The 25,311-nt window shown below is 33.4% G+C and carries 24 protein-coding genes and 1 other annotated feature; of the genes, 20 read left to right on the top strand and 4 right to left on the bottom strand.

Annotated features, from left to right (window positions below; translation table 11 throughout):
* The first annotated feature begins 10 nt into the window (after positions 1-10).
* From BUB47_RS04235 to BUB47_RS04165, 15 genes are all read left to right on the top strand, one after another.
* Positions 11-805, top strand: a complete 795-nt coding sequence (locus BUB47_RS04235; RefSeq protein ID WP_073184077.1) for an electron transfer flavoprotein subunit beta/FixA family protein — start codon at positions 11-13, stop codon at positions 803-805.
* Positions 806-823: 18 nt separating this feature from the next.
* Entirely contained in the window at positions 824-1,831 is a 1,008-nt protein-coding gene (locus tag BUB47_RS04230; RefSeq protein WP_073184075.1) for an electron transfer flavoprotein subunit alpha/FixB family protein, read from the top strand.
* Between the two features lie 97 nt (positions 1,832-1,928).
* Positions 1,929-4,202, top strand: a complete 2,274-nt coding sequence (locus tag BUB47_RS04225) for an ATP-dependent DNA helicase (RefSeq protein WP_234945629.1) — start codon at positions 1,929-1,931, stop codon at positions 4,200-4,202.
* Positions 4,203-4,223: 21 nt separating this feature from the next.
* Positions 4,224-5,126 carry a helix-turn-helix transcriptional regulator gene (locus BUB47_RS04220; RefSeq protein ID WP_073184072.1) on the top strand — a complete coding sequence of 301 codons (903 nt, stop codon included), beginning with the start codon at positions 4,224-4,226 and terminating at the stop codon, positions 5,124-5,126.
* A gap of 64 nt (positions 5,127-5,190) precedes the next feature.
* Positions 5,191-5,652, top strand: a complete 462-nt coding sequence (locus BUB47_RS04215) for a GyrI-like domain-containing protein (RefSeq protein ID WP_073184070.1) — start codon at positions 5,191-5,193, stop codon at positions 5,650-5,652.
* Between the two features lie 106 nt (positions 5,653-5,758).
* Positions 5,759-5,965: a binding site (T-box leader), on the top strand.
* Between the two features lie 42 nt (positions 5,966-6,007).
* Positions 6,008-7,525: a 2-isopropylmalate synthase gene (locus tag BUB47_RS04210; protein WP_073184068.1), complete on the top strand. Its 1,518-nt coding sequence runs from the start codon at positions 6,008-6,010 to the stop codon at positions 7,523-7,525.
* Positions 7,509-8,873, top strand: coding sequence for a 3-isopropylmalate dehydratase large subunit (gene leuC, locus BUB47_RS04205; RefSeq protein ID WP_073184066.1), 1,365 nt, complete (start codon positions 7,509-7,511; stop codon positions 8,871-8,873). Before BUB47_RS04210 ends, leuC begins: the two co-directional genes overlap by 17 nt.
* Positions 8,866-9,450: a 3-isopropylmalate dehydratase small subunit gene (leuD, locus tag BUB47_RS04200; RefSeq protein ID WP_200779475.1), complete on the top strand. Its 585-nt coding sequence runs from the start codon at positions 8,866-8,868 to the stop codon at positions 9,448-9,450. The genes leuC and leuD overlap by 8 nt, the downstream gene beginning before the upstream one ends.
* On the top strand, positions 9,447-10,508 hold the full coding sequence (leuB, locus tag BUB47_RS04195; RefSeq protein WP_073184065.1) for a 3-isopropylmalate dehydrogenase: 1,062 nt from the start codon (positions 9,447-9,449) through the stop codon (positions 10,506-10,508). The genes leuD and leuB overlap by 4 nt, the downstream gene beginning before the upstream one ends.
* Positions 10,505-11,275, top strand: a complete 771-nt coding sequence (locus BUB47_RS04190; protein WP_073184063.1) for an ABC transporter ATP-binding protein — start codon at positions 10,505-10,507, stop codon at positions 11,273-11,275. Before leuB ends, BUB47_RS04190 begins: the two co-directional genes overlap by 4 nt.
* 29 nt (positions 11,276-11,304) lie before the next feature.
* A complete protein-coding gene (gene ilvB / locus BUB47_RS04185; RefSeq protein WP_073184061.1) occupies positions 11,305-12,969 on the top strand; it encodes a biosynthetic-type acetolactate synthase large subunit in 1,665 nt (554 codons plus the stop codon).
* 1 nt (position 12,970) lies between these two features.
* Positions 12,971-13,453 (top strand): acetolactate synthase small subunit, encoded by a 483-nt coding sequence (gene ilvN / locus BUB47_RS04180; RefSeq protein WP_073184059.1) that lies wholly within the window; start codon positions 12,971-12,973, stop codon positions 13,451-13,453.
* Positions 13,454-13,465: 12 nt separating this feature from the next.
* Entirely contained in the window at positions 13,466-14,461 is a 996-nt protein-coding gene (ilvC, locus tag BUB47_RS04175) for a ketol-acid reductoisomerase (RefSeq protein ID WP_073184058.1), read from the top strand.
* Positions 14,462-14,485: 24 nt separating this feature from the next.
* Positions 14,486-16,150: a dihydroxy-acid dehydratase gene (gene ilvD, locus BUB47_RS04170; RefSeq protein WP_073184056.1), complete on the top strand. Its 1,665-nt coding sequence runs from the start codon at positions 14,486-14,488 to the stop codon at positions 16,148-16,150.
* Positions 16,151-16,311: 161 nt separating this feature from the next.
* Entirely contained in the window at positions 16,312-17,373 is a 1,062-nt protein-coding gene (locus BUB47_RS04165) for a branched-chain amino acid aminotransferase (RefSeq protein WP_073184054.1), read from the top strand.
* Between the two features lie 37 nt (positions 17,374-17,410).
* Here BUB47_RS04165 and BUB47_RS04160 read toward each other — a convergent pair whose 3' ends face one another.
* Both BUB47_RS04160 and BUB47_RS04155 read right to left on the bottom strand, forming a co-directional pair.
* The gene (locus tag BUB47_RS04160; protein ID WP_073184052.1) at positions 17,411-18,286 is read right to left on the bottom strand and encodes a YitT family protein; all 876 of its coding nucleotides are present in this window, start codon (positions 18,284-18,286) and stop codon (positions 17,411-17,413) included.
* 176 nt (positions 18,287-18,462) lie between these two features.
* The gene (locus tag BUB47_RS04155) at positions 18,463-19,791 is read right to left on the bottom strand and encodes an APC family permease (RefSeq protein ID WP_073184051.1); all 1,329 of its coding nucleotides are present in this window, start codon (positions 19,789-19,791) and stop codon (positions 18,463-18,465) included.
* 215 nt (positions 19,792-20,006) lie between these two features.
* On the opposite strand from BUB47_RS04155, the gene mgtE reads away from it, so the two are divergent.
* Positions 20,007-21,368 carry a magnesium transporter gene (gene mgtE, locus BUB47_RS04150; protein WP_073184049.1) on the top strand — a complete coding sequence of 454 codons (1,362 nt, stop codon included), beginning with the start codon at positions 20,007-20,009 and terminating at the stop codon, positions 21,366-21,368.
* A 20-nt stretch (positions 21,369-21,388) separates the two neighbouring features.
* Positions 21,389-21,922, top strand: coding sequence for a HutD family protein (locus BUB47_RS04145; protein ID WP_073184047.1), 534 nt, complete (start codon positions 21,389-21,391; stop codon positions 21,920-21,922).
* 9 nt (positions 21,923-21,931) lie between these two features.
* Here the strand turns inward: BUB47_RS04145 and BUB47_RS04140 are convergent, their stop codons facing one another.
* Both BUB47_RS04140 and BUB47_RS04135 read right to left on the bottom strand, forming a co-directional pair.
* Entirely contained in the window at positions 21,932-22,171 is a 240-nt protein-coding gene (locus BUB47_RS04140) for a glutaredoxin family protein (protein ID WP_073184045.1), read from the bottom strand.
* A gap of 24 nt (positions 22,172-22,195) precedes the next feature.
* Positions 22,196-22,441, bottom strand: a complete 246-nt coding sequence (locus tag BUB47_RS04135) for a glutaredoxin family protein (RefSeq protein ID WP_073184043.1) — start codon at positions 22,439-22,441, stop codon at positions 22,196-22,198.
* A gap of 108 nt (positions 22,442-22,549) precedes the next feature.
* Between BUB47_RS04135 and BUB47_RS04130 the strand changes: the two genes are divergently transcribed.
* The 3 genes from BUB47_RS04130 to BUB47_RS04120 are packed head-to-tail and all read left to right on the top strand — an operon-like array spanning position 22,550 to position 25,311.
* Positions 22,550-22,930 (top strand): hypothetical protein, encoded by a 381-nt coding sequence (locus BUB47_RS04130; protein WP_073184041.1) that lies wholly within the window; start codon positions 22,550-22,552, stop codon positions 22,928-22,930.
* A gap of 15 nt (positions 22,931-22,945) precedes the next feature.
* Positions 22,946-23,713, top strand: coding sequence for an alpha/beta fold hydrolase (locus BUB47_RS04125; RefSeq protein WP_073184039.1), 768 nt, complete (start codon positions 22,946-22,948; stop codon positions 23,711-23,713).
* A gap of 8 nt (positions 23,714-23,721) precedes the next feature.
* Positions 23,722-25,311: a UDP-N-acetylmuramoyl-tripeptide--D-alanyl-D-alanine ligase gene (locus BUB47_RS04120; protein WP_073184037.1), complete on the top strand. Its 1,590-nt coding sequence runs from the start codon at positions 23,722-23,724 to the stop codon at positions 25,309-25,311.

The following is a 25,311-nucleotide window of genomic DNA, read 5'->3' as shown; positions in this document are numbered from 1 at the left end:
GTAGAGAATTATGAAAATAGTTGTTTGTATAAAACAAGTTCCTGATACAAATGAAGTAAGACTTGACCCTGTTACTAATACTCTTATTAGGGAAGGGGTTCCAAGTATTATAAATCCTGATGATAAAGCTGGACTAGAAGCAGCTCTTCAATTAAAAGATAAAGATCCTGAAAACACAACAATTACTGTTGTTTCAATGGGACCACCACAAGCAGATTTAGCTTTGAGAGAAGCACTTGCTATGGGAGCAGATGATGCTATTCTTGTAACTGATAGAGCATTTGGTGGAGCTGACACATGGGCTACTTCATGTACAATTGCAGGAGCACTTGAGCACTTAGAATATGATTTAGTAATTACTGGACGTCAAGCAATTGATGGAGATACTGCTCAAGTAGGACCACAAATTGCTGAACACTTGGGAATTCCGCAAGTAACTTATGCTGAAGACATTAAAGTTGAAGGCGACAGTGTAATAGTTAAAAGACAATATGAAGATAGATATCACATTATAGAAGTAAAAATGCCTTGCGTTGTTACTGCTATAACTGAGCTTGCACCTCCAAGATATATGTCAGTAGGTGGAGTTTTTGACGCATATCAAAAAGAAGTTACAGTTTGGGGTCTTGAAGATATTAAAGACAAACTAGACCTTGCTAACATTGGACTTAAAGGATCACCTACAAAAGTTAAAAAATCTTTCCCTAAACAAGGAAAAGGTGAAGGTGTAATTTTAACAGACTTAACTGCTGATGATGCGGCAAAGGCGATAGTAACTAAGCTTCAAGAGAAGTATATTATCTAATAAGGGAGCGTGTGATAAATGAGCAAAGATGTATTTGTATTTATAGAACAAAGAGATAATGTTCTACAAAAAGTAGGAATAGAACTATTGGGAAAAGCAAGAGAGCTTGCTGATGATCTTGGCCAAAATGTAGTTGCAATGCTTCTAGGTGAAAATATTAAAGATGAAGCTAAAGTTTTAATTAGCCACGGAGCAGATAGAGTTATCTATGTTGAAGATCCAATGCTTAAAGAATATGCTACAGAACCATATGCTAAGGCAACTTATGAAATTATTAAGGACAATGATCCTGAGATAGTTATTTACGGAGCAACGTCAATAGGACGTGACTTAGCTCCACGTTTAGCTGCAAGAATCCACACAGGACTTACAGCTGACTGTACAAAACTAGAAATAGACCCAGAGAGCAAAAATCTTTTGATGACTCGTCCAGCATTTGGTGGTAACTTAATGGCTACTATACTATGTGAAGACTTCAGACCTCAAATGGCAACAGTAAGACCTGGTGTTATGCAATCACTTGACAATGATGCTTCACGTAAAGGTGAAATAGTTGAAAAGAAGGTTGAATTTAAACCTGAAGACATGAACATTAAAATTAGAGAAATCTTAAAAATAGAATCAAAGAAAAAAGATATTACAGAAGCGAATATCTTAGTTTCCGGTGGACGTGGAATGGGTGGACCAGAAGGATTCCAACCTCTTGAAAAACTTGCAAAAGTTCTTGGTGCAGAAGTTTCTTCTTCAAGAGCTGCAGTTGATGCAGGATGGATAACTAAAGATCACCAAGTAGGACAAACAGGAAAGACAGTAAGACCTGAAGTGTACTTTGCAATGGGTATTTCAGGAGCTATTCAGCATTTAGCTGGTATGGAAGAATCTGACTTAATTATTGCAGTAAACAAAACTGAAGATGCACCTATTTTTGGAGTAGCAGACTTAGGTATTGTTGGAGATGTAAATGCAATAGTTCCAAAACTTACTGATGCAATTGAAAAAGAAAAAGCTGCTAAAGCTGAAATCTAAAACTTATAATTTAAGAGGGGAGAAATCCTCTCTTTTTTTATGGAAATAAATAGTATTTACAAAAGAATTGTAATGTATAATGTACTTGAGGGATGTTATGGAAGAAATAAAATTATCAGTTCACTCACTAATAGATTTTGTAATGAGAAGTGGAGATATAGACAACACTTTTACAGGAACTAGCAGAATGAGAGAAGGTCAGAAAATTCATCAAAAACTTCAAAGAGAATATGGAAAACACTATGAAAGTGAAGTAGTTTTAAAAAATGAGACAGATTATAAAGAGGTACACTTTGTAGTGGAAGGCAGAGCAGATGGAATTTACCATGGAGAAAATGAAGTTCTAATTGATGAAATAAAATCTACAACTAGGGATTTAAATGATTTAAAATACAACTCAAATCCACTGCACTGGGCTCAAGCTAAATGCTATGGATATTTTTACTGTGTAAAAAATTATATAACTGAAATAAAAATACAACTTACATACTACCAAGTGGAGACAAAGGAAATAAAGAAAATAGTAGAGAGCTTTAAAGTTGAAGAGTTAAAGGATTTTTACGAAGAACTGTTGGACTTGTACTTAGATTTTAGTATTATGATATTAAAATTTAAAAAGTTAAGAGATGAACATATTGAAGATTTAAAATTTCCCTTTAAAGAGTATAGACGTGGGCAGAGAAATATGGCAGTTGGAGTTTATAGGACAATTGAAGAGGGAAAAGAGCTGTTTGTTGAAGCGCCAACGGGAATTGGAAAGACAATGTCTACAATATTTCCTGCAATAAAGGCAATTTCCAGAGGACTAACTGATAAAATATTTTATTTGACAGCCAGATCAACTACCAAAGAAGCTGCAAGTAGTGCAATAACTAGATTATCTGAAAATGGACTTCAAATAAAGACGGTAGTCATAACTGCAAAGGATAAGATTTGTATAAATGATGAAGTAAAATGTAATCCAGTGGACTGTATTTATGCAAAGGGACACTTTGACAGAGTAAATAAAGCAATTATAGACATATATGAAAATGAAAACATAATAGATTTAGAGACTATTATAGAGTATTCAAAAAAACATAGAGTATGTCCAATGGAATTTCAATTGGATATGGCAATATATTCAGATATTGTAATTTGTGATTATAACTATGTATTTGATCCCGTGGTTTACTTAAGGAGATTTTTTGAAGGAACAGTTGAAAAATACACATTTTTAGTAGATGAAAGTCATAACTTAGTAGATAGAGGTAGAGATATGTACAGCTATGAGCTGTCTACTAATAAAATTGAAAACATAATAAAATTATTAGTTGAAAATAACTTTAAAATAGGCGATAGGCTTATAAAAATATCTGATGAGATAAGTGAACTATATAAACTTTCAAAGGGTAAAGACTTTTATATTCAAAATTATTTAAGTGAAGAGTTTTTAGATGAAATAATTGTTGCTATGAGGCTTATGGAGAGATTTTTGACTAGCAAAAAAGACAGTGACTTCTATGATGAAATGCTTGAACTATATTTTGACTTTTCAAAGTTTATAAAAATATCTGACTACTATGCAGAAAACTATGTAACTTTAGTTTTAGAAAGAGATGGAGACATTATTTTGAAAATGGTCTGTTTAGATACGGCGCCAATATTTAAATATATTTTAAAAAGAGCGGAGTCCTCTATTTTCTTTTCAGCTACACTTTCTCCAATTTCATTTTATGCAGAAGTATTGGGAGCAAAGGACTACTATGAATTGGTTCTTAGTTCGCCCTTTGATCCAAGTAATTTAAGTGTTGGGATAGTGCCAATATCTACAAGGTATCAGGACAGAGAAAAAAATTACAATAGAATTGCAAATGTGTTGGAAAACTACACAGCTAAAAGTGGGAATTATATGCTGTTTTTTCCCTCCTATAAATTTCTTGAGGAAGTTTACAACAGATTTAATAGAGAAGATAAAAATATATTAAAACAGGATTCAAGCTTAAGTGAAGTAGAGCGAGAAGAATTTTTAAGTAAATTTAAAGAGGGTTCAAATTTAACTGCCTTTGTAGTTTTAGGAGGAGTTTTTTCTGAGGGAATAGACTTAGTTGGAGAGAGATTAAATGGAGTTGCAGTGGTTTCGGTAGGTCTTCCGGGACTTTCAATAGAGAGAAATTTAATTAAAAAGTACTATGATGAAAGAGAAGAAAAGGGATTTGAATACAGCTATATATATCCGGGGATGAATAAAGTTTCTCAAGCTGCAGGCAGAGTTATTCGCAGTAAAGAAGACAAGGGTTCAGTGCTTTTAATAGACGATAGATTTTTAAAATTTCCCTATAGAAATTTATTGCCAAAGAGTTGGGGAAATATAAGTATTTTAAATTATTAGAGTTTTATAAGGAGGACATCATTGAAATTAAATAGAATGTTTGAAATGCTATATATACTCCTCTATAGAGAAGTTGTATCTGCAGCAGAATTTGCAGAGTACTTTAATGTTTCCACAAGGACAATATATAGATATGTAGATGAGTTGTCCCTTGCAAATATTCCGATTTATATGAAGAAGGGCAAAAATGGAGGAATATCTCTCCTGCCGGACTACACTTTAAATAAAGTATTTTTATCTGATGATGAAAAAAGTGAAATAGTGGCATCTTTAAGAGCATTTACAAATTTACAAAATGAGAAGAACAGTCAATCTACTATTAACAAACTGTTAGGGCTTTTTAAAAGTACCCAAGCTGATTGGTTGGAAGTGGACTTTTCAAGGTGGAAAGATAGAAAAATTTCAAAGGACACATTTGATTTAATTAAGTCAGCTATTATTTTTTCTGAAAAGTTAAAGTTAGACTACTATAATTTAAAAAATCAGAGAATAGTTAGAGTTGTAAGACCTATAAAATTGCTTTATAAGTCAATGGATTGGTACTTATATGGATATTGTGAAACCAGAGAGGACTATAGATTTTTTAAATTAAAGAGAATGAAAAGTGTAAGTATGACTGGAGAAAAATTCGAGAACAATCTAAAAGATACACTGCCTTTAAATTTAGATTATAGTGAAAACAAAGATGAAAAAATTGAAGTTATATTGGAAATAGATAGTGCACTGTCTTTTTATGTAGTGGAGGAATATGAAAACTATGAGCAAAACTCCAAGGGGAACTACATAGTATCTTTAAAGATTGGAGTTGATGAACTACTGTCTAATATTTTATCCTATGGAAGTTTTTGTAAGGTTCTATCTCCTGAATTTGTAGTGGACTTAGTGAGAGAAGAACTTAAAAATAATTTAAATAAGTATTTATAATATGACATTCTACTGTCTTAACACAATGATATATTTAACATAAATTAAATAAGGAGGCAGTAAAGTGAAATATGAAATTGTAAATTTAGAAGGTAAAACTGTAGTGGGGATAAGTGAAAAGACAGGGAACTCAGATCCAAGAGCAAGTGAGGTAATAGGAGGACTTTGGAGTAGGTTTATAGAAGAGGGAATTTATAAAAATATAGTAGAAAAGAAAAGCGAATATCCAATTTGTCTATATTCTAACTATAAAAACACAGACGTGTCAGGTGAAAAATTGGAATATGACTTTACTATTGGGTATGATGCGCCAAGTGAAAAAAATTTAAACTTTATTTCAAAAGTAATTCCAAGTGGAAAATATGCCAGATTTTTAGTTAGGGGAAATATGTCAACTGCAGTTTCAAAAGCATGGAGTGAAATTTGGCAAATGGACCTTGAAAGAAGCTATACAGGAGATTTTGAAGAGTATTTAAATGAGAGTATGGACAGTGCGGAAATAGCAATTTATGTGGCTTTAAAATAAGTTATAAAAACGCAAAAAATAAAAAAATAGAAACGTTGTCAAAAATAAAACTTTGAAATAATGCTTTACAGTGTGAAATAATTATAGTATAATAACTCCTAATTACCATAAAGCAACGGGAAAACCGGTATTTTTAAAAGTTTGTAGAGAGTCTCTGTTTGGTGAAAGGGGACAACTAAAAAAAATACGACTCATTTTCTCGCTTCATCTCTGAAGTCTATTAGGAGGTGACGGCTAATAACCGTTATAAAATTAAGAGCGATTGAAATTTATTTCAATAATGTGGGTGGTACCGCGATAATTCGTCCCAGAGAATACTAATTCTCTGGGCTTTTTTATTAGGAGGGAAGAATTAATGATAAAGATTTTTGACACTACTTTGAGAGATGGTGAGCAATCACCGGGTTGTTCCATGAATTTAAATGAAAAAATTCAAATGGCAAGACAACTGGAAAGACTTGGAGTGGATATTATTGAAGCAGGATTTGCCAGTTCTTCTCCGGGGGATTTTAAATCAGTTGAAGAATTATCCAAAGCCATAAAAAATTCCACAGTTGCATCTTTGGCAAGATGTGTAAAGAATGATATTGATGTTGCTTATGATGCTGTAAAATTTGCTGCAAAACCAAGATTGCACATATTTTTAGCAACTAGCGAAATTCACATGAAGTACAAACTTCAAATGAGTGAAGAAGAAGTTTTAGAAAAAGTAAAAAAGTATGTAAGCTATGCAAAAAGTAAGTGTGACGACATAGAATTTTCAGCTGAAGATGCCACTAGAAGCGATGTTGAATTTTTATGTAAAGTCTTTGCAGTAGCTATAGAGGCGGGAGCTACTACGATTAACATTCCAGATACTGTTGGCTACATTACGCCAAATGAATATGCTGACATTATAAAAAGAGTTAAAGAGGGAACTAAGGGGATTGAAAATATAGACATTTCAGTTCACTGTCACAATGACTTGGGACTTGCAGTGGCAAATTCACTTTCTGCAATAGAAGCCGGAGCAACGCAAGTTGAATGTACGGTAAATGGAATTGGAGAAAGAGCTGGAAATACAGCCTTGGAAGAACTGGTCATGGCACTAAAAACTAGAAGGGACTACTATAAAAAAGATACAAATATAGTAACTGAAGAAATTATGAACGCTTCAAACTTACTTGCACAAATAACAGGAGTGAAAATTAGTCCTAATAAACCAATAGTTGGAAAAAATGCATTTGCACATGAGTCGGGGATTCATCAACATGGAGTACTTAAAGAGAGAACAACTTATGAAATTATGGATCCAAAGTCTATAGGTTTAAATAAAAATTCTATAGTACTTGGAAAACACTCAGGTAAACACGCCCTTAAAGACAAGTTAAATGAACTGGGATATGAAGTAACGAGCGATGAACTGGAAAAATTATTTATTAAATTTAAAGAGTTGTCAGATTTAAAGAAAACTGTATTTGATGAGGACATTCGAGCAATAATGGTGCGAGAACTTCAAAATGTTGAAGATGGATATGAACTAGTAGACTACAATGCCTTTACCAGTGATGGAAAAGATTCAAAGACAGTTATTAAAGTAAAGAAAAAAGACGAGATAATTGAAATGGTGGGTTCAGGTAAGGGACCTATAGATGCAGCTTTTGACTGTATGGCAAAAATTACAGGTTCTGAAATAAAGTTAAAAGAATTTTCGATTTACTCAGTTACTCAGGGCAAAGACGCTCTAGGAGAAACAATTATAAAAGTTGAAAACAACGGAAGAACTTATGCAGGAAAGGGAATTAGCAGTGACATAATAAAATCGGGAATCCTTGCCTATATAAGTGCTGTAAATCAATTTAATGGAGGTGAAGTAAGTGAAGACGTTATTTGATAAAATTTGGGATGAACACGTTATTGTATCTAAAGATGAAAAAGACTTGTTGTATATAGATCTTCATTTAATTCATGAAGTTACATCACCTCAAGCTTTTGAAGGATTGAGGTTGAAAAATAGAAAACTTAGAAGACCGGATAGGACATTTGCTACAATGGACCATAACACTCCCACTATAAAAGAACACAGAAGTAATATTGGAGATGAACTGTCAGTTGAGCAACTCGACAGTTTGGAGAGAAATTGTAAGCAGTACGGAATTGAACTATATGATATGGACAGTGAGTATAATGGCATAGTTCACATGGTAGGTCCGGAAATGGGACTTAGTATTCCGGGAAAAACTATAGTATGCGGCGACAGTCACACGGCTACACATGGAGCTATGGGAGCAATTGCCTTTGGAATTGGAACCAGCGAAGTTGAAGAAGTATTTGCAACGCAGTGTCTGTGGCAAAAAAGACCAAAGACTATGGGAATTAAAATTACGGGAAAGCTTTCTGACAATGTATCTGCAAAAGATGTAATTTTACACCTTATAAAAAAATACTCAACTTCTTTTGGAACAGGTTATGCTCTTGAATTTTATGGAGACACTATAGAAAATATGGAAGTGGAAGACAGACTTACACTTTGTAATATGGCAATAGAAGCAGGTGCTAAATTTGGAATTATCAAACCTGATGAAAAGACTATAGACTATATAAAAAATAGAAAATACACACCAAAGGGAGCGGACTTCGAAAAGTATTTAGAATATGTAAATACACTTTTTACAGACAGTGAAGAATTATACGATGAGATTAAGGAAGTAGACGTTACAAATTTAAAACCTCAAGTGAGTTTTGGAACTAATCCTTCAATGACAGTTTCCATTGATGAAAAGTTTCCTGAAATTACAAGTGAAGAGCTTAAAAAAGCTTATGACTACATGGATTTAAAACCGAATATGACGGTGGAAGATGTACCAATTGAAGTTGTATTTATAGGATCTTGTACAAATGGAAGAATGCAAGATATGAGAATAGCAGCTGAGATTTTAAAGGGAAAAAAGGTTCATAAAAATATAAAGTGTATAGTAGTTCCCGGGTCAATGCCCGTTAAAAAACAGTGTGAAGCAGAGGGACTGGACAAGATATTTTTAGATGCGGGATGTGAATTTAGAATGCCGGGTTGTTCTTACTGTTTAGCTATGAATGAAGATAAAATTGAAGAGAAAGTTCACTGTGCTTCAACTTCAAATAGAAACTTTGAAGGAAGACAGGGACACTTGTCCAGAACACATTTAATGTCTCCATATATGGCAGCAAAGTGTGCAGTTGCGGGGAGGGTGGAAATTGAATAAAAAAATTAATACTGTAAAGTCAAAGGCAAGTGTAATTTTTAAAGACAACATTGACACAGACATACTAATCCCCAAAAACTTTTTAAAGACTACAAAGCGCACGGGATTTGAAGATGCACTATTTTTTCCTTGGAGATATGATGAATCCGGAATGGAAATAGAAGATTTTGAACTAAATAAAAAAGATAAAAAAGATAATTTAATTTTAATAGCAGGTGAAAACTTTGGCTGTGGTTCATCTAGAGAACATGCAGCATGGGCGCTACAAGACTATGGATTTAAAGTAGTAATAGCGGGCAGCTACTCTCCAATATTTTACATGAACTGGATTAATAATTTAAATCTTCCAATTGTATTAAGTAGAGAAGATAGAATTAAATTAATAGAAGAAGTAAATAAGGGAGAAGAAGTTACAGTAGATCTTGCCGAGGGAAGTGTAGCTTGTGGAGATGTAAAATTTCAATTTGATTTTGAAGAGGCATTTAGAGAAAAACTTTTAAAAGGTGAAGACAGTATAGAAGAAATATTGACACATCTTGATAAAATTGAAGAATATGAGGAGAAACACCGCCTATGAAAAAGAAAATAGCTGTATTAAAAGGGGATGGAATAGGTCCTGAAGTTGTAGATTGCGGCATTGAAGTCCTAAATAAAATTGAAGAAATTTCAAATGTGGAATTTGAATACAACTTTGCAAAAGTTGGAGGAGATGCCATTGACAACTATGACGATCCATTTCCAAGAGAAACTGAAGAAATTTGTAAAAGTTCAGACGCAATTTTACTGGGAGCAGTAGGCGGAAAGAAGTGGGATGAAATTGAATCGGAAAAAAGACCTGAAAAGGGACTTTTAAGACTTAGAAAATCTCTTGAAGTATATGCCAATTTAAGACCTTGTAAAATATACGACTCTTTAAAAGACAATTCTCCTTTAAAACCTGAGTACATTAAAGATGTGGACATTGTAATAGTAAGGGAACTAATGGGTGGAATATACTTTGGAAAGAGAGATACACTTATAGAAAATGGAATAAAAACGGCTTATGATGAAGAGAGATACAATGAAGTTGAAATAGAGAGAATTGCCAGATATGCCTTTGAAATGAGCAGACTTAGAAGAAAAAAAGTCACCTTAGTTGACAAGGCAAATGTACTGGACTCTTCAAAGCTTTGGAGAGAGGTAGTTCAAAAGGTTGCAGCAGAGTATAGTGATGTAGAGCTGGACTTTATGTATGTGGACAATGCTGCAATGCAATTAGTCAGAAATCCGTCATCTTTTGACTGTATCCTTACAAACAACATATTTGGAGACATACTATCAGATGAGGCAAGTCAAATTTCAGGATCTATTGGACTTTTACCTTCGGCAAGTCTGGGAGAAAAACTTGGACTTTACGAGCCGATTCACGGTTCAGCACCTGACATTGCCGGGAAAAATTTGGCAAATCCACTTGCTACAATACTATCTTGTGCAATGATGCTTAGGTACTCTTTTAAAATGGAAAGAGAAGCACTTATTATTGAAAGAGCAGTGGAAGAAGTGTTAGAAGAGGGATTTAGAACTTTTGACTTAGACAGTGAAAACTACTTGGGAACAAAAGAAATTACAAGAGAAGTGATTAAGAGAATAAAATGATTGAATATAAAAATGTATCATTTATTAGAGATGATAGGAAGATAATAGACAATGTGAGTTTTAAATTAAACAGTGGTGAAAACTGGGCAATACTTGGACCAAACGGCTCGGGAAAGTCTACACTTTTTTCAATGTTAATGGCATATACAGTACCCTCAAGGGGAAGCGTAAGTGCTTTTGGAACAGAGTTTGGAAGGGGAAATTGGAACACTGTAAAGAGTCAAATAGGAATAGTATCTTCTACAATGGACAGATTTGACGAGGTGTTAAATAAACAAAGTGTCTTTGACATAGTTCTGTCAGGGATAAAAAAGACCATAGGAATTTATGACGAAGTAAGAGAATTTGAATTTGAAAAAACTGTTGGCTATATTAAAAAATTTTCTCTAGGGAACTTGTCAGATAAAAAATATGGAAATTTATCACAGGGGGAGAGAAAAAAAGTACTGGTTGTGAGAAGTTTAATTTCAAATCCAAGAGTACTAATACTGGATGAACCCTGTGCATCACTTGATTTATATCAAAGAGAAAATTTGCTTAGAACTTTGGAAAAAATAGATGAGCAAACAAATTTAATTTATATAACTCATGACATTAATGAAATTATGGAATTTATAACAAATGTAATGCTGATAAAAGATGGGAAAATTTACAAATCAGGATTAAAAGAAGATGTTTTGACAAGTGAAAATCTGTCAGGACTCTATGATTTAAAGGTAGAGCTGGAATGGAACGGGAAAAGAGCTTGGGTTAAAGTAGAAGAATAATTTAGTAAGTGCTTAAGGAAGGTGATTGTGTGGAATATAAAGGAGCAGATATAATAATAAAAACACTTATAGACGAGGGTGTTGAAACTATTTTCGGATATCCAGGTGGTGCCGTAATAGATATATACAATGCTCTTTATGATTATAGAGATGAGATTAATCATATATTGACATGTGATGAAAGCGGAGCTGCACATGCTGCAGACGGCTATGGACGAAGCACGGGTAAAACCGGAGTAGCTTTGGCAACCAGTGGACCGGGAGCTACAAATCTTGTCACGGGAATTGCAACTGCCTTCATGGATAGTATTCCAATGGTGTGCATTACAGGAAATGTACCAACAAGTTTAATTGGAAAAGACAGTTTTCAAGAAATTTACATCACCGGAATAACAATGCCAATAACAAAGCACAATTTTGTAGTAAGAGACATAAGTGAACTACAAGATACTATAAGAAGAGCTTTTAAAATTGCAAATACGGGAAGAAAAGGACCGGTTCTTGTAGATGTTCCAAAGGATATAATCCTTAGCTATACAGAGTATGAGCCAAAAGAGAGATTGGAAATTCAAAAAAATGAAAGTTTTGATGAAGGTGAGTTGGAAAAACTTGCTGAACTTATAAATAAATCAGAGAGGCCGTTTATATACTGTGGTGGTGGGGTTACAAATTCAGAGAGCTATAAAGAGCTTAGAGATTTAATTAATAAAAATAAAATCCCTGCCTGTAATACACTTATGGCAATAGGTGTACTTGGATATGAAGATGAACTCAACTTTGGAATGGTTGGAATGCATGGCAGAGTTAGCAGTAATTATGCAATGGAAAATGCAGACTTAGTACTTGCCATAGGAGCAAGATTTTCAGATAGAGTTGCATTAAATACTAAACACTTTGCTCCCAATGCCAAAATTGTCCAAATTGACATAGACAAAAGTGAAATAGATAAAAATGTACTTGTTGACTTTGGAATAGTTGGAGATATAAAAGTAATTTTAAAGAATTTACTTCCTCTAATTGAAGAGAGAAACAGAAGTGAGTGGTTAGCCACTCTTAGAAAGTACAAAGAAAAAGACTATGTTCCCGAAGACAGCGAAGATGAAATAAAACCTCACCAAGTTATGAAGTACGTATCTGAAGTGCTGGGAGAGGACTTTATTATAGTTACAGACGTAGGACAACATCAAATGTGGGCAGCTCAGTACTGTGGAAAGACAAATCCAAGAAGTTTCCTTACAAGTGCGGGGCTTGGAACTATGGGATTTGGATATGGAGCTTCAATTGGAGCTAAACTTGCAAATCCAAATAGACCTGTAGTTTTAATAACGGGAGATGGATCTTTTCACATGAATATGAATGAAGTTACCACTGCTGTAAAGTATGGAATAAAAATTATAACTATTGTAATGAACAACAATAAACTGGGAATGGTTAGACAGTGGCAACACTTTTTATATAGTGACAGATATAGTCAGACAGACTATGACAAACAAACTGACTACGTTAAATTAGCTGATGCCTTTGGGGCCAAGGGGTATAGTTGCAGTAACATTGAAGAATTTAGAAATAGCTTTGATGATAGTGTAAAACAAAATGGTCCAACAATAATAGAAGTTAAGATAAATGAAGATGAAGTAGTTTTACCTATGATACCAGCAGGTGGAACTGTAGAAGACTTAATATTGGGGTGGTGAGATGGCTAGTTTTGAAGTTATAAGCATATTAGTAGAAAATAACGCAGGGATATTGGCGAGAATCTCTTCACTGTTTGCCCGAAGGGGATTTAACATAGAGACACTTACAGTATCGGCAACAGATGATCCGGATTTTTCAAGAATAACTTTAACAGTTATTGTAGAGAAAAATGAACTGCACCAAATTGTATCTCAAACTGATAAATTAGAAGAAGTTAGAGATATAGAAGTGCTGGATCAAAGAGAGTGTGTATTTAGAGAAATTGTACTTGTAAAGGTAAAGACAGACGAAACTAACAGAGCAGAGATTGCAGAAATTGCAAAGATATACAAGGCAAGTGTGGTAGACTTATCGCCAAGCAGTATGATAATTGAGTTGACAGGTAAACCTGTAAAAATCAATGCCTTTTTAAAAGTACTGGAAGAAGATTATGAGATAGTGGAAATTTGCAGAACCGGCGTAACTGGTATGAAGAGAATTTAGGGGGATATAAAAATGGTAAATAAATATTATGATAAAGATTGTAACTTAGAGATGTTGGCAAATAAGACAGTGGCAATAATGGGATTTGGAAGTCAAGGACATGCTCATGCACTGAACTTAAAGGAAAGTGGAGTTAATGTTATAGTTGGACTTGGTGAAAACAGCAAATCAAGAAAAGTTGCAGAAGAATTTGGAATAAAAGTATATAACGTAGAAGAAGCTGCAAAAAAAGCTGACATGGTTATGATGCTTGTACCAGATGAAATATCAGCAGACCTATATCATGAAAAAATAGAGCCAAATATGGAAAAGGGAAATACATTAATGTATGCTCACGGATTTAACATACATTATAATTTAGTAACTCCTCAAGAGGACATAGATGTAATAATGGTAGCACCAAAGGGACCTGGACATACTGTAAGAAGTCAGTATGAGTTAGGTCATGGAGTTCCTTCACTAATTGCAGTTTACCAAGATGCCACAGGACAGGCAAAGGAAAAAGCACTGGCATATGCATCCGGAATCGGAGCTGGAAGAGCTGGAATTCTTGAAACTACATTTAAAGAAGAAACTGAGACAGATTTATTTGGAGAGCAAGCTGTACTTTGCGGTGGCGTTACGGAACTTATGAAAGTTGGATTTGAAACTCTTGTAGAAGCCGGATATGAACCTGAAATGGCATATTTTGAATGTATACATGAAATGAAGCTAATAGTTGACATGATCAACGAAGGTGGATTTGCAGGAATGAGATACTCTATATCAAATACAGCTGAATATGGCGACTATGTAGCTGGAAAGAGAGTTATCACTGATGAGACAAAACAAAATATGAAAGAAGTTTTAAATGACATTCAAACAGGAAAATTTGCAAGTGACTTTATGACAGAGTTCTCATCTGGAAGAAAAATCAACTTCTTAACTACAAGAAGAAAAGAAAGTGAACATCAACTTGAAGAAGTTGGAAAAGAACTAAGAGATATGATGAGCTGGTTAAAAAAATAAAGGTTAAAAAATAGGGGAGTATTTATGAACTTAAGAAGTGATGATGTAATAAGAGGGGTAGAGAGAGCGCCTAACAGGAGTTTATTTTACGCCATGGGATATGTCAAAGAACAACTTGATAGACCCTTAGTGGGTGTAATAAGTGCCTTTAGTGAGATAGTTCCGGGACACGTCAACCTAGATAAAATGGTTGAAAGTGTAAAGACGGGAGTTTTAATGAATGGCGGAACTCCAATAATGATTCCATCAATAGGTGTATGTGATGGAATTGCAATGGGACATATTGGAATGAAGTACTCCCTTCCAAGTAGAGAATTAATAGCAGACAGCCTTGAATCAATGGCAATTGCCCACGGATTAGATGCACTGGTACTGGTTCCAAACTGCGACAAAATAGTTCCGGGAATGATTATGGGTGCACTTAGGTTGAATTTACCAACAGTACTTGTAAGTGGAGGACCGATGTTGGCGGGTTTAAATGGAGGAGATGAAATAAGTTTGTCTTCTATGTTTGAAGCTGTGGGAAGTTTTAAAGCGGGAATGATTACTGAAGAAAAACTATCTGAATTTGAACACAATTCCTGTCCAACTTGTGGAAGTTGCGCCGGAATGTACACAGCAAACAGTATGAACTGTCTTTCTGAGGCAATAGGCCTTGCACTTCCAGGAAATGGAACTGTTCCGGCAGTTTATTCTGAAAGACTTGCACTTGCAAAGAAAAGTGGAATGGCTGTAATGGATTTATTAAGAGAAGATATAAAAATAAGGGATATTATAAATGACAAGTCAGTTAAAAATGCTCTAGTTTGTGATATGGCTTTGGGCTGTTCAACAAATACTGTGCTTCATCTATTGGCTATAGCTCACGAGGCTGAAGTGCCACTGGACTTAAATTTAATAAATGAAGTAAGTGAAAGAGTTCCAAATCTCTGTCACCTTGCACCGGCAGGACCTACTCATATGCAAGAGCTATATTTTGCAGGTGGAATAGGAGCAGTGCAAAAAGAACTGACTAAGAGGGAATTACTTGACACCAGTTTAATAACTGCATCGGGAAAATCAGTAGGAGAAAATATTAAAAATTCTTTTATAAGGGATACTAATATTATAAGACCTATAGATAATCCATACAGTGAAACAGGTGGCTTGGCAATTTTATGGGGGAACATAGCAAAAAAAGGTGCAGTAGTTAAGAGAAGTGCCGTAGCAGATGAAATGCTTGTACACGAGGGACCGGCTAGAGTTTTTGACTGTGAAGAATTCGCCATTAAGGCAATTTACAGTGGAGAAATAAAAGCCGGTGATGTAGTGGTAATTAGGTATGAAGGTCCAAAGGGCGGCCCTGGAATGAGAGAGATGTTAAATCCGACAAGTGCCCTTGCCGGAATGAAATTGGACAAATCTGTAGCACTTATTACAGATGGAAGATTTTCAGGTGCATCAAGAGGAGCGTCAATTGGACACGTATCTCCTGAGGCAAGCGCCGGAGGAGAAATAGGAATAATAAAAGAAGGCGACATTATTGAAATAGACATTCCAAATTATTCCTTAAACTTAAAAATAACTGACGATGAACTAAATGCCAGAATGAAAACTTTTATTCCAAAGGAAAGAGAACCTATAAAAGGTTGGCTTGGAAGGTATCAAAAACTGGTTACCAGCTCTGACAAGGGAGCAGTATTGGAATAGTTTAATTAAAATATAATTTATTACCACTACTGTTTTAGAGACAATAGTGGTAATAGCTATATGATGGTAGTTAAATTATGTTGTGGCAACGTGCTAAAGGTGCTATAATTTATGATTAAGAAAAGTGGCGTAAAATTATTTACTTAAAAATGGAGGGGAATATGGATATTAGGTTTGAGAAGAGTTTAAAACTCAAAGAAAAAATTAAAGATGAAAACAAACTTGGATTTGGAACGTATTTTACAGATTATATGTTTCTTATGGACTATGATGAAAAAAACGGATGGAATGATCCAAGAATTGTCCCCTACGGAAATATAGAGATTCAACCTTCAGCAATGGGGCTTCACTATGGACAGACAATATTTGAAGGATTAAAAGCTTATAAAAATGATGGAAAAGTATATTTGTTTAGAGCAGATGAAAACTTTAAGAGAATGAATGAGTCAAATGATAGACTTTGTATTCCGCCAGTAGATGAAGAATTTATGATGGAAGCTTTAAAAAAATTAATAGATATTGAAAGAGATTGGGTTCCGGATTCAAAGGAAGCGTCGCTTTATATAAGACCTTTTATAATAGCTACAGAGCCAAAACTTGGAGTTCATCCAAGTGATTCATACTTGCTTATGATAATTTTAAGCCCAAGTGGACCGTACTACAAAGATGGTTTGGCACCAATGAAAATTTACGTTGAGGACAAGTATGTTCGTGCTGTAAAAGGTGGAATTGGAACTGCAAAGGCCGGAGGAAATTACGCAGCAAGTTTAAAGAGTCAAATTGAAGCTGAAGAAAATGGATATTTTCAAGTTTTGTGGATTGATGGTGTAGATAGAAAATACGTTGAAGAAGTTGGTTCAATGAATATATTTTTTGTAACTGACGATGGAATAATAACACCTGAATTAAACGGAAGTATACTTTCGGGAATAACCAGAAAGTCCATAATAGAACTCTTAAAAGCTGAAGGACAAAAAGTAGTTGAAAAGAAAATAGCAATAGATGAAATAATGGACCTTCACAAAAAAGGGAAGTTGCTAGAAGTATTTGGAACGGGAACTGCAGCGGTAGTAAGTCCTGTAGGAGAACTTTTTTACAACGGCGAAAAAGTAGTTATAAATAATGGAGAAATTGGAAAAGTGAGCCAACACCTATATGATGAGCTTACAGATATTCAATGGGCTAGAAAAAAAGGACCAGAGGGTTGGCAAATAGAAGTTTAAAAAAACGTGCTGAAAATTCAGCACGTTTTTTATGGATTTAATCATATGTAAATCCTTCGCCTTCTACTTCTGAGACCGGATATATAAACATAAAAGCTTTTTCGTCAATTGACCTTACAAATTCACGAAGTACAATATAGTCTTTTCTATCTACAACTGTTGTTAAAATTTTCTTAGGAGCACTTGAATAGCCTCCTTCAGCAGAGTAAATAGTACTGCCCCTAGTAATGTCGTTTAATATAAACTTATTTATTACATCTACATTATCTGAAATTATAGTTATATTGTACTTTGAGTTAAAGCCCTGTAACATTTTGTCAATAATTAAAGAGTTCATTGCAACCCCAAGTAAAGCATACATTCCCACTGTAGGTCCAAATCTAAGTATTGCCCCTATAGTTATAAATCCGTCTATTATTGCCAAACTCGTTCCAAAGGACAATCTTGTGTACTTTTCAATAATTTTTCCAAGGACGTCTGTTCCACCTGTTGAGGCCCCAGTATTTATTACCAATCCTACTCCTACGCCCTGTAGTAAAATTCCAAAAATTAAATTTATAAACAAGTCATCAGAAATTGGACTTGTAATTGGGATAAAAACTTCAAAAATTCTTAAAAATAGGGAGAGAATCACTGAAGCATAAATAGTATAGGCTCCAAATTCTCTGCCAATAAATATTATTCCGGTTACATTTAAAATTATATTTAAGAGTAAAATTATTAAACTAATGGGCAATTTTTTCAGGAAGGAAGAAATTAAAATTGCAAAGCCAGTAGCTCCTCCTGCAGCTAAGTTATTGGGAATCATAAAGAAGTACAACCCAAGACTTATAATAAAAACGCCCACTGTTATAATTAGAATTTTTTTTAAATTGTTAATAGAAAGAATATTTTTCGCTTTTTTTCTGTTCATAAAATCACCTATCTCTAATTATATTTCTATATTTGATTTTAAACAAGGTGCCAAAAAAATAAATATAGTAATTTAACACTTTAAAGGCGTGTTAAATATTTAAAACCCTGCTTATCTCCATAAACAGGGTTTGTATTAATGTTAAAAGATATTTTAATAGCACTTAAATTTTAAAATTATTTATTTTTATAAAATCCCAGTAAAAATACTAACAGACATACAATTAAATATACTCCAATGTAAAGTGGTGAGGAAATAATTCCACCAAAGAGTATAATAAGTGAGCCGATAATTGCAAATATTGGAGCAATAAGACCTCTTAGCTTACTTTCAATTTCACCGCTTTTATAAAAATTTAAAACTTTTAAATAGAGTAATATGTTTACGGCATTTCCAAATACTATGGCTATTTCTGAAACATCTCTTTCATTTAGCAAATTTAACTTTTGAGTTATATAGTGTATAAACATCCAGACAGTACAAATAAGTGCAAATATTATTGAAGATTTAATTGAAAGTCCATACTTCTCATCAACTTTTGCCACGCTTTTATTAAAGCAAATATTTTTTTCAGCAAGAGCTTGAGGCATTCTAATTCCCCCAAGTAGTACACCATTTACAACGCCCATAATGGCAATGGTTATAAATGTAATCATAATTTTAGCACCAAGATCTCCAAATATTAACTCTGAGACTTTGTATACGGAGTAGTCCTGCATAGTCATAATATAAGTGGGACCACATATTTTTGTAATTCCATAAAAGTAGAGTAAATAGGATATTAAAATTAAAATTGGAGCAGTTACCAGAGCCTTTGGCATAGTCTTTTGCGGATTTTTAACTTCTTGAGAAATAGAAGTTGCTATTGGCCAACCGTCAAAGGAAAATGCAATTGGTGCAAGGGAAGTAATCCAACTTATCCCCACAGACTTAGGTAGCACAAGTGGCACGCCTTGTGGAATTTCAGGAGGTGATCCCTTAAAAAATATTCCAACTATTGCAATAGTAAATAGCGGTATTAATTTTATTACTGTTGAAACATTTTGAAAGTATCCTCCCAATCTCTTTGAAACTGTATTTGTAAAAATTAATGTTATTAGCAGTAAATATGCAATTAAAAGCTGTACTTCTAAAGAAAGTGACACATTAAAAATCATAGAGCCAAATATAATACTTGCCCAAGATACTACAACTGCAATTGAAGGATAGTATATAAATGTTTGAAAGTATCCAAATCCCGAAGCGGTTTTTGAACTTATAAATTCCTCAAAATACCCTACAAAACCTCCCGTAGAAGTACTTCTAAATGCAAATTCAGAAAGGGATAGAGATCCAAAGATTATTGCTGTAGCGCCAATTAAAAGCACTAATAATCCCAATTTAACATTGCCTCCAGTGGCAATTAAAATATCATCGGCTTTAAAAAATATTCCAGAGCCGATTACGATTCCCACAATCATAGCTATAGCTGTGGGCAATCCGTAAGTCGTTTTATTCTTTTCCATATAGTACCCCTTAAAATTTAGTCTTATTAATTATATTCCTAAGAGTTTATAATATCAAATAATTGTTAAAAATTTTAAAAGTAAAAGTTGGTTTAGTGTTGAAATTTGAAGTTTCCAGAGTTACAGTATCTTTCTAAGCTTTGAATTACACCTCTATTTATGTTATATTTGAATAGATTAAAAAGATTGTGCGAAAGTGAGGCGAATGCAAATCCATGGAATATCAAGAATATAAAGAGTATAGAGAATATTTTAAAGACTTAATTGATAAAAAAGAAATAAAAGAATTAAAAGAATCTGTCTCAGAATTAAAAAATGTTGTAGATATAGCTGAAATAATTGAAGACATGGAAGATAAGGACATGCTCTTAGTGTTTAGGATGCTTCCTAAAGAAAAAAGTGCAGAAGTATTTTCATATATGGAGCTAAATGACCAACTTAGAATAGTAACTTCTATTACAGAGCCCGAACTTAACTCAATAATAGAAGAATTGAACTTTGACGACAGAATTGACATATTGGAAGAAATGCCGGCTAACGTTGTGACGAAAGTTTTAAAGAATACGCCAGCCAGCGAAAGAAAATTAATAAATGAATTTTTAAGATATCCTGAAGACTCCGCCGGCTCGATAATGACTATAGAGTATGTGAACTTTACAGAAGATATGACTGTTAAAGAGGCAATGGAGCACATAAAAGAAGTTGGAATGGACAAGGAGACCATCTATACCTGTTACGTTGAAAATGAATATAAAATGTTAATAGGGTTTGTGTCTCTTAGAACTATTGTAATATCTGATGAAGATAAGAAGATAAAAGATATAATGATAGAAGACGTAGTAAGTGTAAATACATTAGATGACAGAGAAGAAGTAGCAGATGCTTTTATAAAATATGGGTATATTGCACTTCCCGTAGTAGATGGCGAGCATAGACTGTGTGGAATTATAACATTTGACGATATAATGGATGTAGTTGAAGCGGAGACAACTGAGGACTTTCACAAGATGGCTGCAATTAATCCATCTGAAGATGAATACTTAGACCAAACACCTTGGCAACTTTCAAAAAACAGAATTCCTTGGCTGTTAATTTTAATGATTTCTGCTACATTTACAGGTGGAATAATTAATAGGTACAATTATATTTTAGTGGAGTATATGATTTTAAATACATTTATTCCAATGATGACTGACACAGGAGGGAATTCCGGTTCTCAATCTTCAACTACAGTTATTCGTGCACTGGCAACAGGGGAAATCGGACTTTCAGATTCAGTTAAAGTTATGCTTAAGGAAGTTGAAGTCGGACTTATTTGCGGTTCAATACTTAGTTTTGTAAACTTTTTAAGACTTATATTTATTGCAAAAACACCTGTAGTAATTGCAATATTAGTTTCATTTACAATGTTAATTACAGTAGTGTTGTCAAAGTTTTTGGGAGCTACACTTCCAATGCTTGTAAAGAGAGTAAATTTAGACCCTGCAATAATGGCTTCTGCACTTATTACTACTATAATTGACTCAGTAGTACTGTTAATATACTTTGGACTGGCATCAAAATTTTTACCGTTGTAATAAAAAATGAGGTGTAAATTATGAAAAAAATTAAAAAAAGTGAATTTATAACTACAGACTGGAGTGGCGGAACAACATCTGAAATTTATATTAGCCCAGCTGACGCCAGTGTTTCAAAGAGAAATTTTGACTATAGAATTTCTTCGGCAACTTGTGATTTAGATAAGAGTGTATTTACTGACTACAGTGGATTTACCAGATATATAACTCCCCTAGATGGAGATATGAAGATGATGAATTCAGAAGATGAAATCAACTTAAAACCCTATGAAGTCTATGAATTTAAAGGCTCAGATAGCGTAACAGGATATAGTAAAGTTAGGGACTATAACTTAATTATTAAAAGTGAGCTAGATGGAGATATGTACTCTCTTAAAGTAAACGGAATAAGAGAAGTTGAAAATAATTCTAAAGAAATGATAATATTTAACTTTAATTCAAAATTAATGGCAAATGGAAGTGCATTTGAAGAGTTTAGCGCTATATTAATCCAAAGTGAAGAAAAAGTAGAGTTAAGTGGAAGTGGAGATATTTTAATTTGTGAAATAAACTAAAAGACCAGCTTATAAGCTGGTCTTTTTTAAAAATTCTATTATATCATTTGACTCGTAAAGTGGTTTGTCACCTGCAAATAGGCAGGGAACTTGTCTTTTTCCGCCATGTTCAACTAAAAAGTTTCTAGCTTCTACATCAGTGTCAATATTTACAATGTCCACATTTTTAATATTATTTTCTTCCATAAATCTTTCAACTTTTACACAAAATGGACAAAATGTTCCAACAAATAATTTCAAATTTTCCATGTATTCCTCCAGCTTAAATATAAATTATTCTTTTACAAAATTTCTATATAGGTAGTTAATTATATCATTTGATTCATAGAGAGGTTTTTCTCCAATGAACAGACAGGGTGTTTGGCTTCTACCCCCAACTCTATTGAGGTAGTCTCTAGCTTCTTTGTCCTTATTGATGTCAACTATTTCTATATTTTGTAAATTGTGATCTTTTATAAAAAAAGTTACTCTTCTAGAGTATGGACAGTAAGTAGCAATATAAAGTCTTAATTTTTCCACAAAAATCCTCCTAACAATAATATAAATTATTTACCCACATTGATTTAGTTGAAACATTTAAAAAATAGCAATTCTTTGATATAATAAGAAAGATTAGAGGTGAAATTTATGTCTTTATTAGATAATTTATCTGAGAATTTGGATAATTTAAGAGAAAATGTAGGCGAAGTAGCTAAAAAAATACAATTTAACTCAAAAGAATTAAAGGAACAAACTCTCTTAAGGCTTGAAATTTCAAAAGAAGAGAGAAAACTTTCAGATTTATATAGAAATATAGGAGAAGCTTTTTATAGTGAGCACAACAAGCTGAGCAATTATACCAACAGCTATATTGAAGATGAGATATTGGAAATAGATAGGGTAGTTGCTAAAATAGAAGCTTTGAAAATAAAACTTGGCAGTGGCAGCACTGTTGAAAAGACAGAAGATTTTGAAAAAAGAGATACAGATAATATAGTATATATAGATGAAGAAGATTTGAAAAAATAATCTTTTGGAGGAAAAATGGAGAAGAGTAAGATAAAAGTTTTATCTACTGAACTTAGTTATATAGAACAGGGGGAGGGAGAACCCCTAGTAATACTCCATGGGTGGGGAGCAAATATAGAGTCTATTATGCCTATTGTAAATACTGCTCCAAAAAAATATAAGATTTACGCTTATGATGCTCCCGGATTTGGAGATAGTGATGAACCTGATGAAGTTCTTTCAACTTATGACTATGAAAAATATCTAGTTGAGTTTTTAAGGTTAAAAAATATATCGAAGGCAACGTTTATAGGACATTCCTTCGGTGGAAAAACTTTAAGTGTTTTTGCAGCAAATCATCCTGAGATGGTGGAAAAGTTAATACTAATAGATGCATCAGGTATAATACCAAAGAGAACTTTTAGTTATTATTTAAAGGTGTATTCTTTTAAATTACTTAGATTTATATATACTAAGTTATTTTTTTGGAATAGTAACACTGAGGGAATAAAGAAGTTCTATGAAAAATTTGGCTCAGATGACTATCAAAACTCTGATGGAATAATGAGAAAGACTTTTGTAAAGGTAGTAAATGAATCGACGAGAGAGCACTTTAAAGAAATAAAGGCTCCAACACTTATAGTTTGGGGCGAAAAAGACGAAGATGTGCCTCTATATATGGCGAAAATTTTTGAAAAAGAAATAAAGGATAGTGGACTTGTAGTGCTAAAAAATGCAGGACACTATAGTTATATAGATGATTATGGAACTTTCAGTGCAGTTATGAGTTCCTTCTTAGGATAGGAGAAGACATGGTAAAAATATATATAGCTGAGTTTATAGTATTTTGTATTACGTATTATTTTGGAGTAATAAGAAGTAATTACCCTTTGCATATGTTGCAACTTGAAGGATATGACAATACAGCTTATAAAAATTGGATAAGAGAAAACAAGGATAAAGTAAATAAATTTTGGTACAAAATAAATTTATCAGAAGGTGAGAGTCTTTTAAAATTAAAAAACCATTTGGCAAAGGTAAACACTGAAGAAAAGACTCCTCTTGTATGGACAGATAGGGCAAAGAGACTTTTTAAAATTCACAGAATACTAAATATTGTAATTTTAGTATTTATAGCGCTTATTACAAATATTACCTATGAAGCAACTAATAATTTTATCTTAACAGTATTAGTGTTAATTGCATTAGGAGTTTTATTATATTATTTTGAATACAGAGTAATTATACTTTCAAATAAGATTTCAATTCCAAGAGAAGAAAAAATTAATATGGGATTTTATACTTCAGCACAGGAGAAAATTAAAGGTTTAAAAAAAGAGTCAGGCTTAAAAGTCTTGGGTATTACTGGTTCTTTTGGAAAGACCTCAACGAAGGTAATTGCCGATGTAATTTTATCAGAGGGACTGAGAGTAAAAAATACCCCTTCTTCTTACAACACTCCAATGGGACTTTCAAAGGTAATAAACAATGAACTCACAGAGGAGAGCGAAGTTTTTATTGCAGAACTTGGTGCTTACAAAAAAGGTGAAATAGATGAAGTTGCAAGGCTTGTTCAACCTGACATAGGTATAATTACGGCAATTGGACCAACCCATATGCACTTATTTAAGACTATAGAGAACATAATGGCAACAAAGTATGAATTAATAGAAGACTTACCGGAAGACGGAGTTGCAATATTTAACTATGACAATGAATATGTAAGGGAATTGGCAGATAAAACTGAAAAGAAAACTATTAGATATGGAACTAAGGACATTGAAAAATTGGATGTCTATGCAAAAGACATTGAGGTAAGTGAAAAGGGCTCAAGTTTTACATTGGTAATAAGAGAGCTAGGAGAAGTGGCTTGTGAAAGTAAGTTGTTGGGAGTTCACAATATTTCAAATTTACTTGCAGCAGCTTGTGCAGCTTACGTACTTGGACTTAGCTTGGAGCAAATAGCATCTGGAGTAAAAAAGGTAGAACCTGTGGAGCACAGACTAAATATAGTAGATGGCGGAACAGGTGTAATAGTAATAGATGATGCTTTTAATTCAAATCCTGTTGGATTCAGAGCAGCTCTGGATGTAGTTAACGAGTTTAAAAATGGAAATAAGATAATAATAACTCCGGGAATGGTAGAGCTTGGAGATATGGAAGAAGAAGAAAACTATAAAATAGGTTTTGAAATTTCAAAAGTTTGCGATTTTGTAATACTGGTTGGCAAAAAGAGAACAGAGCCAATATATAGGGGACTGTCAGATTCAAAATACAATATGAAAAACGTATTTGTAGTTAACAGTTTAGCCGAGGCTACGTCAGTATCAGCTCACTTGACAAAAGTTGGAGATGTAGTGTTAATTGAAAATGACTTGCCTGATAACTACAGTGAGGATTAA

It is taken from the genome of Anaerosphaera aminiphila DSM 21120 (assembly GCF_900129925.1).
Classification (GTDB): Bacteria; Bacillota; Clostridia; order Tissierellales; family Peptoniphilaceae; genus Anaerosphaera; species Anaerosphaera aminiphila.
This window is presented reverse-complemented; position numbering and strand designations above follow the sequence as displayed.

What these genes read in the sequence shown, in the direction of transcription:
- BUB47_RS04210 (WP_073184068.1), top strand. Translation starts at nt 6,008, where the DNA reads ATGATAAAGATTTTTGACACTACTTTGAGAGATGGTGAGCAATCACCG.
- ilvN (WP_073184059.1), top strand. Translation starts at nt 12,971, where the DNA reads ATGGCTAGTTTTGAAGTTATAAGCATATTAGTAGAAAATAACGCAGGG.
- BUB47_RS04120 (WP_073184037.1), top strand. Translation starts at nt 23,722, where the DNA reads ATGGTAAAAATATATATAGCTGAGTTTATAGTATTTTGTATTACGTAT.
- BUB47_RS04190 (WP_073184063.1), top strand. Translation starts at nt 10,505, where the DNA reads ATGATTGAATATAAAAATGTATCATTTATTAGAGATGATAGGAAGATA.
- ilvD (WP_073184056.1), top strand. Translation starts at nt 14,486, where the DNA reads ATGAACTTAAGAAGTGATGATGTAATAAGAGGGGTAGAGAGAGCGCCT.
- BUB47_RS04235 (WP_073184077.1), top strand. Translation starts at nt 11, where the DNA reads ATGAAAATAGTTGTTTGTATAAAACAAGTTCCTGATACAAATGAAGTA.
- BUB47_RS04165 (WP_073184054.1), top strand. Translation starts at nt 16,312, where the DNA reads ATGGATATTAGGTTTGAGAAGAGTTTAAAACTCAAAGAAAAAATTAAA.
- BUB47_RS04225 (WP_234945629.1), top strand. Translation starts at nt 1,929, where the DNA reads ATGGAAGAAATAAAATTATCAGTTCACTCACTAATAGATTTTGTAATG.
- BUB47_RS04145 (WP_073184047.1), top strand. Translation starts at nt 21,389, where the DNA reads ATGAAAAAAATTAAAAAAAGTGAATTTATAACTACAGACTGGAGTGGC.
- BUB47_RS04155 (WP_073184051.1), bottom strand. Translation starts at nt 19,791, where the DNA reads ATGGAAAAGAATAAAACGACTTACGGATTGCCCACAGCTATAGCTATG.
- leuB (WP_073184065.1), top strand. Translation starts at nt 9,447, where the DNA reads ATGAAAAAGAAAATAGCTGTATTAAAAGGGGATGGAATAGGTCCTGAA.
- ilvC (WP_073184058.1), top strand. Translation starts at nt 13,466, where the DNA reads ATGGTAAATAAATATTATGATAAAGATTGTAACTTAGAGATGTTGGCA.
- BUB47_RS04130 (WP_073184041.1), top strand. Translation starts at nt 22,550, where the DNA reads ATGTCTTTATTAGATAATTTATCTGAGAATTTGGATAATTTAAGAGAA.
- BUB47_RS04140 (WP_073184045.1), bottom strand. Translation starts at nt 22,171, where the DNA reads ATGGAAAATTTGAAATTATTTGTTGGAACATTTTGTCCATTTTGTGTA.
- mgtE (WP_073184049.1), top strand. Translation starts at nt 20,007, where the DNA reads ATGGAATATCAAGAATATAAAGAGTATAGAGAATATTTTAAAGACTTA.
- BUB47_RS04230 (WP_073184075.1), top strand. Translation starts at nt 824, where the DNA reads ATGAGCAAAGATGTATTTGTATTTATAGAACAAAGAGATAATGTTCTA.
- BUB47_RS04125 (WP_073184039.1), top strand. Translation starts at nt 22,946, where the DNA reads ATGGAGAAGAGTAAGATAAAAGTTTTATCTACTGAACTTAGTTATATA.
- BUB47_RS04160 (WP_073184052.1), bottom strand. Translation starts at nt 18,286, where the DNA reads ATGAACAGAAAAAAAGCGAAAAATATTCTTTCTATTAACAATTTAAAA.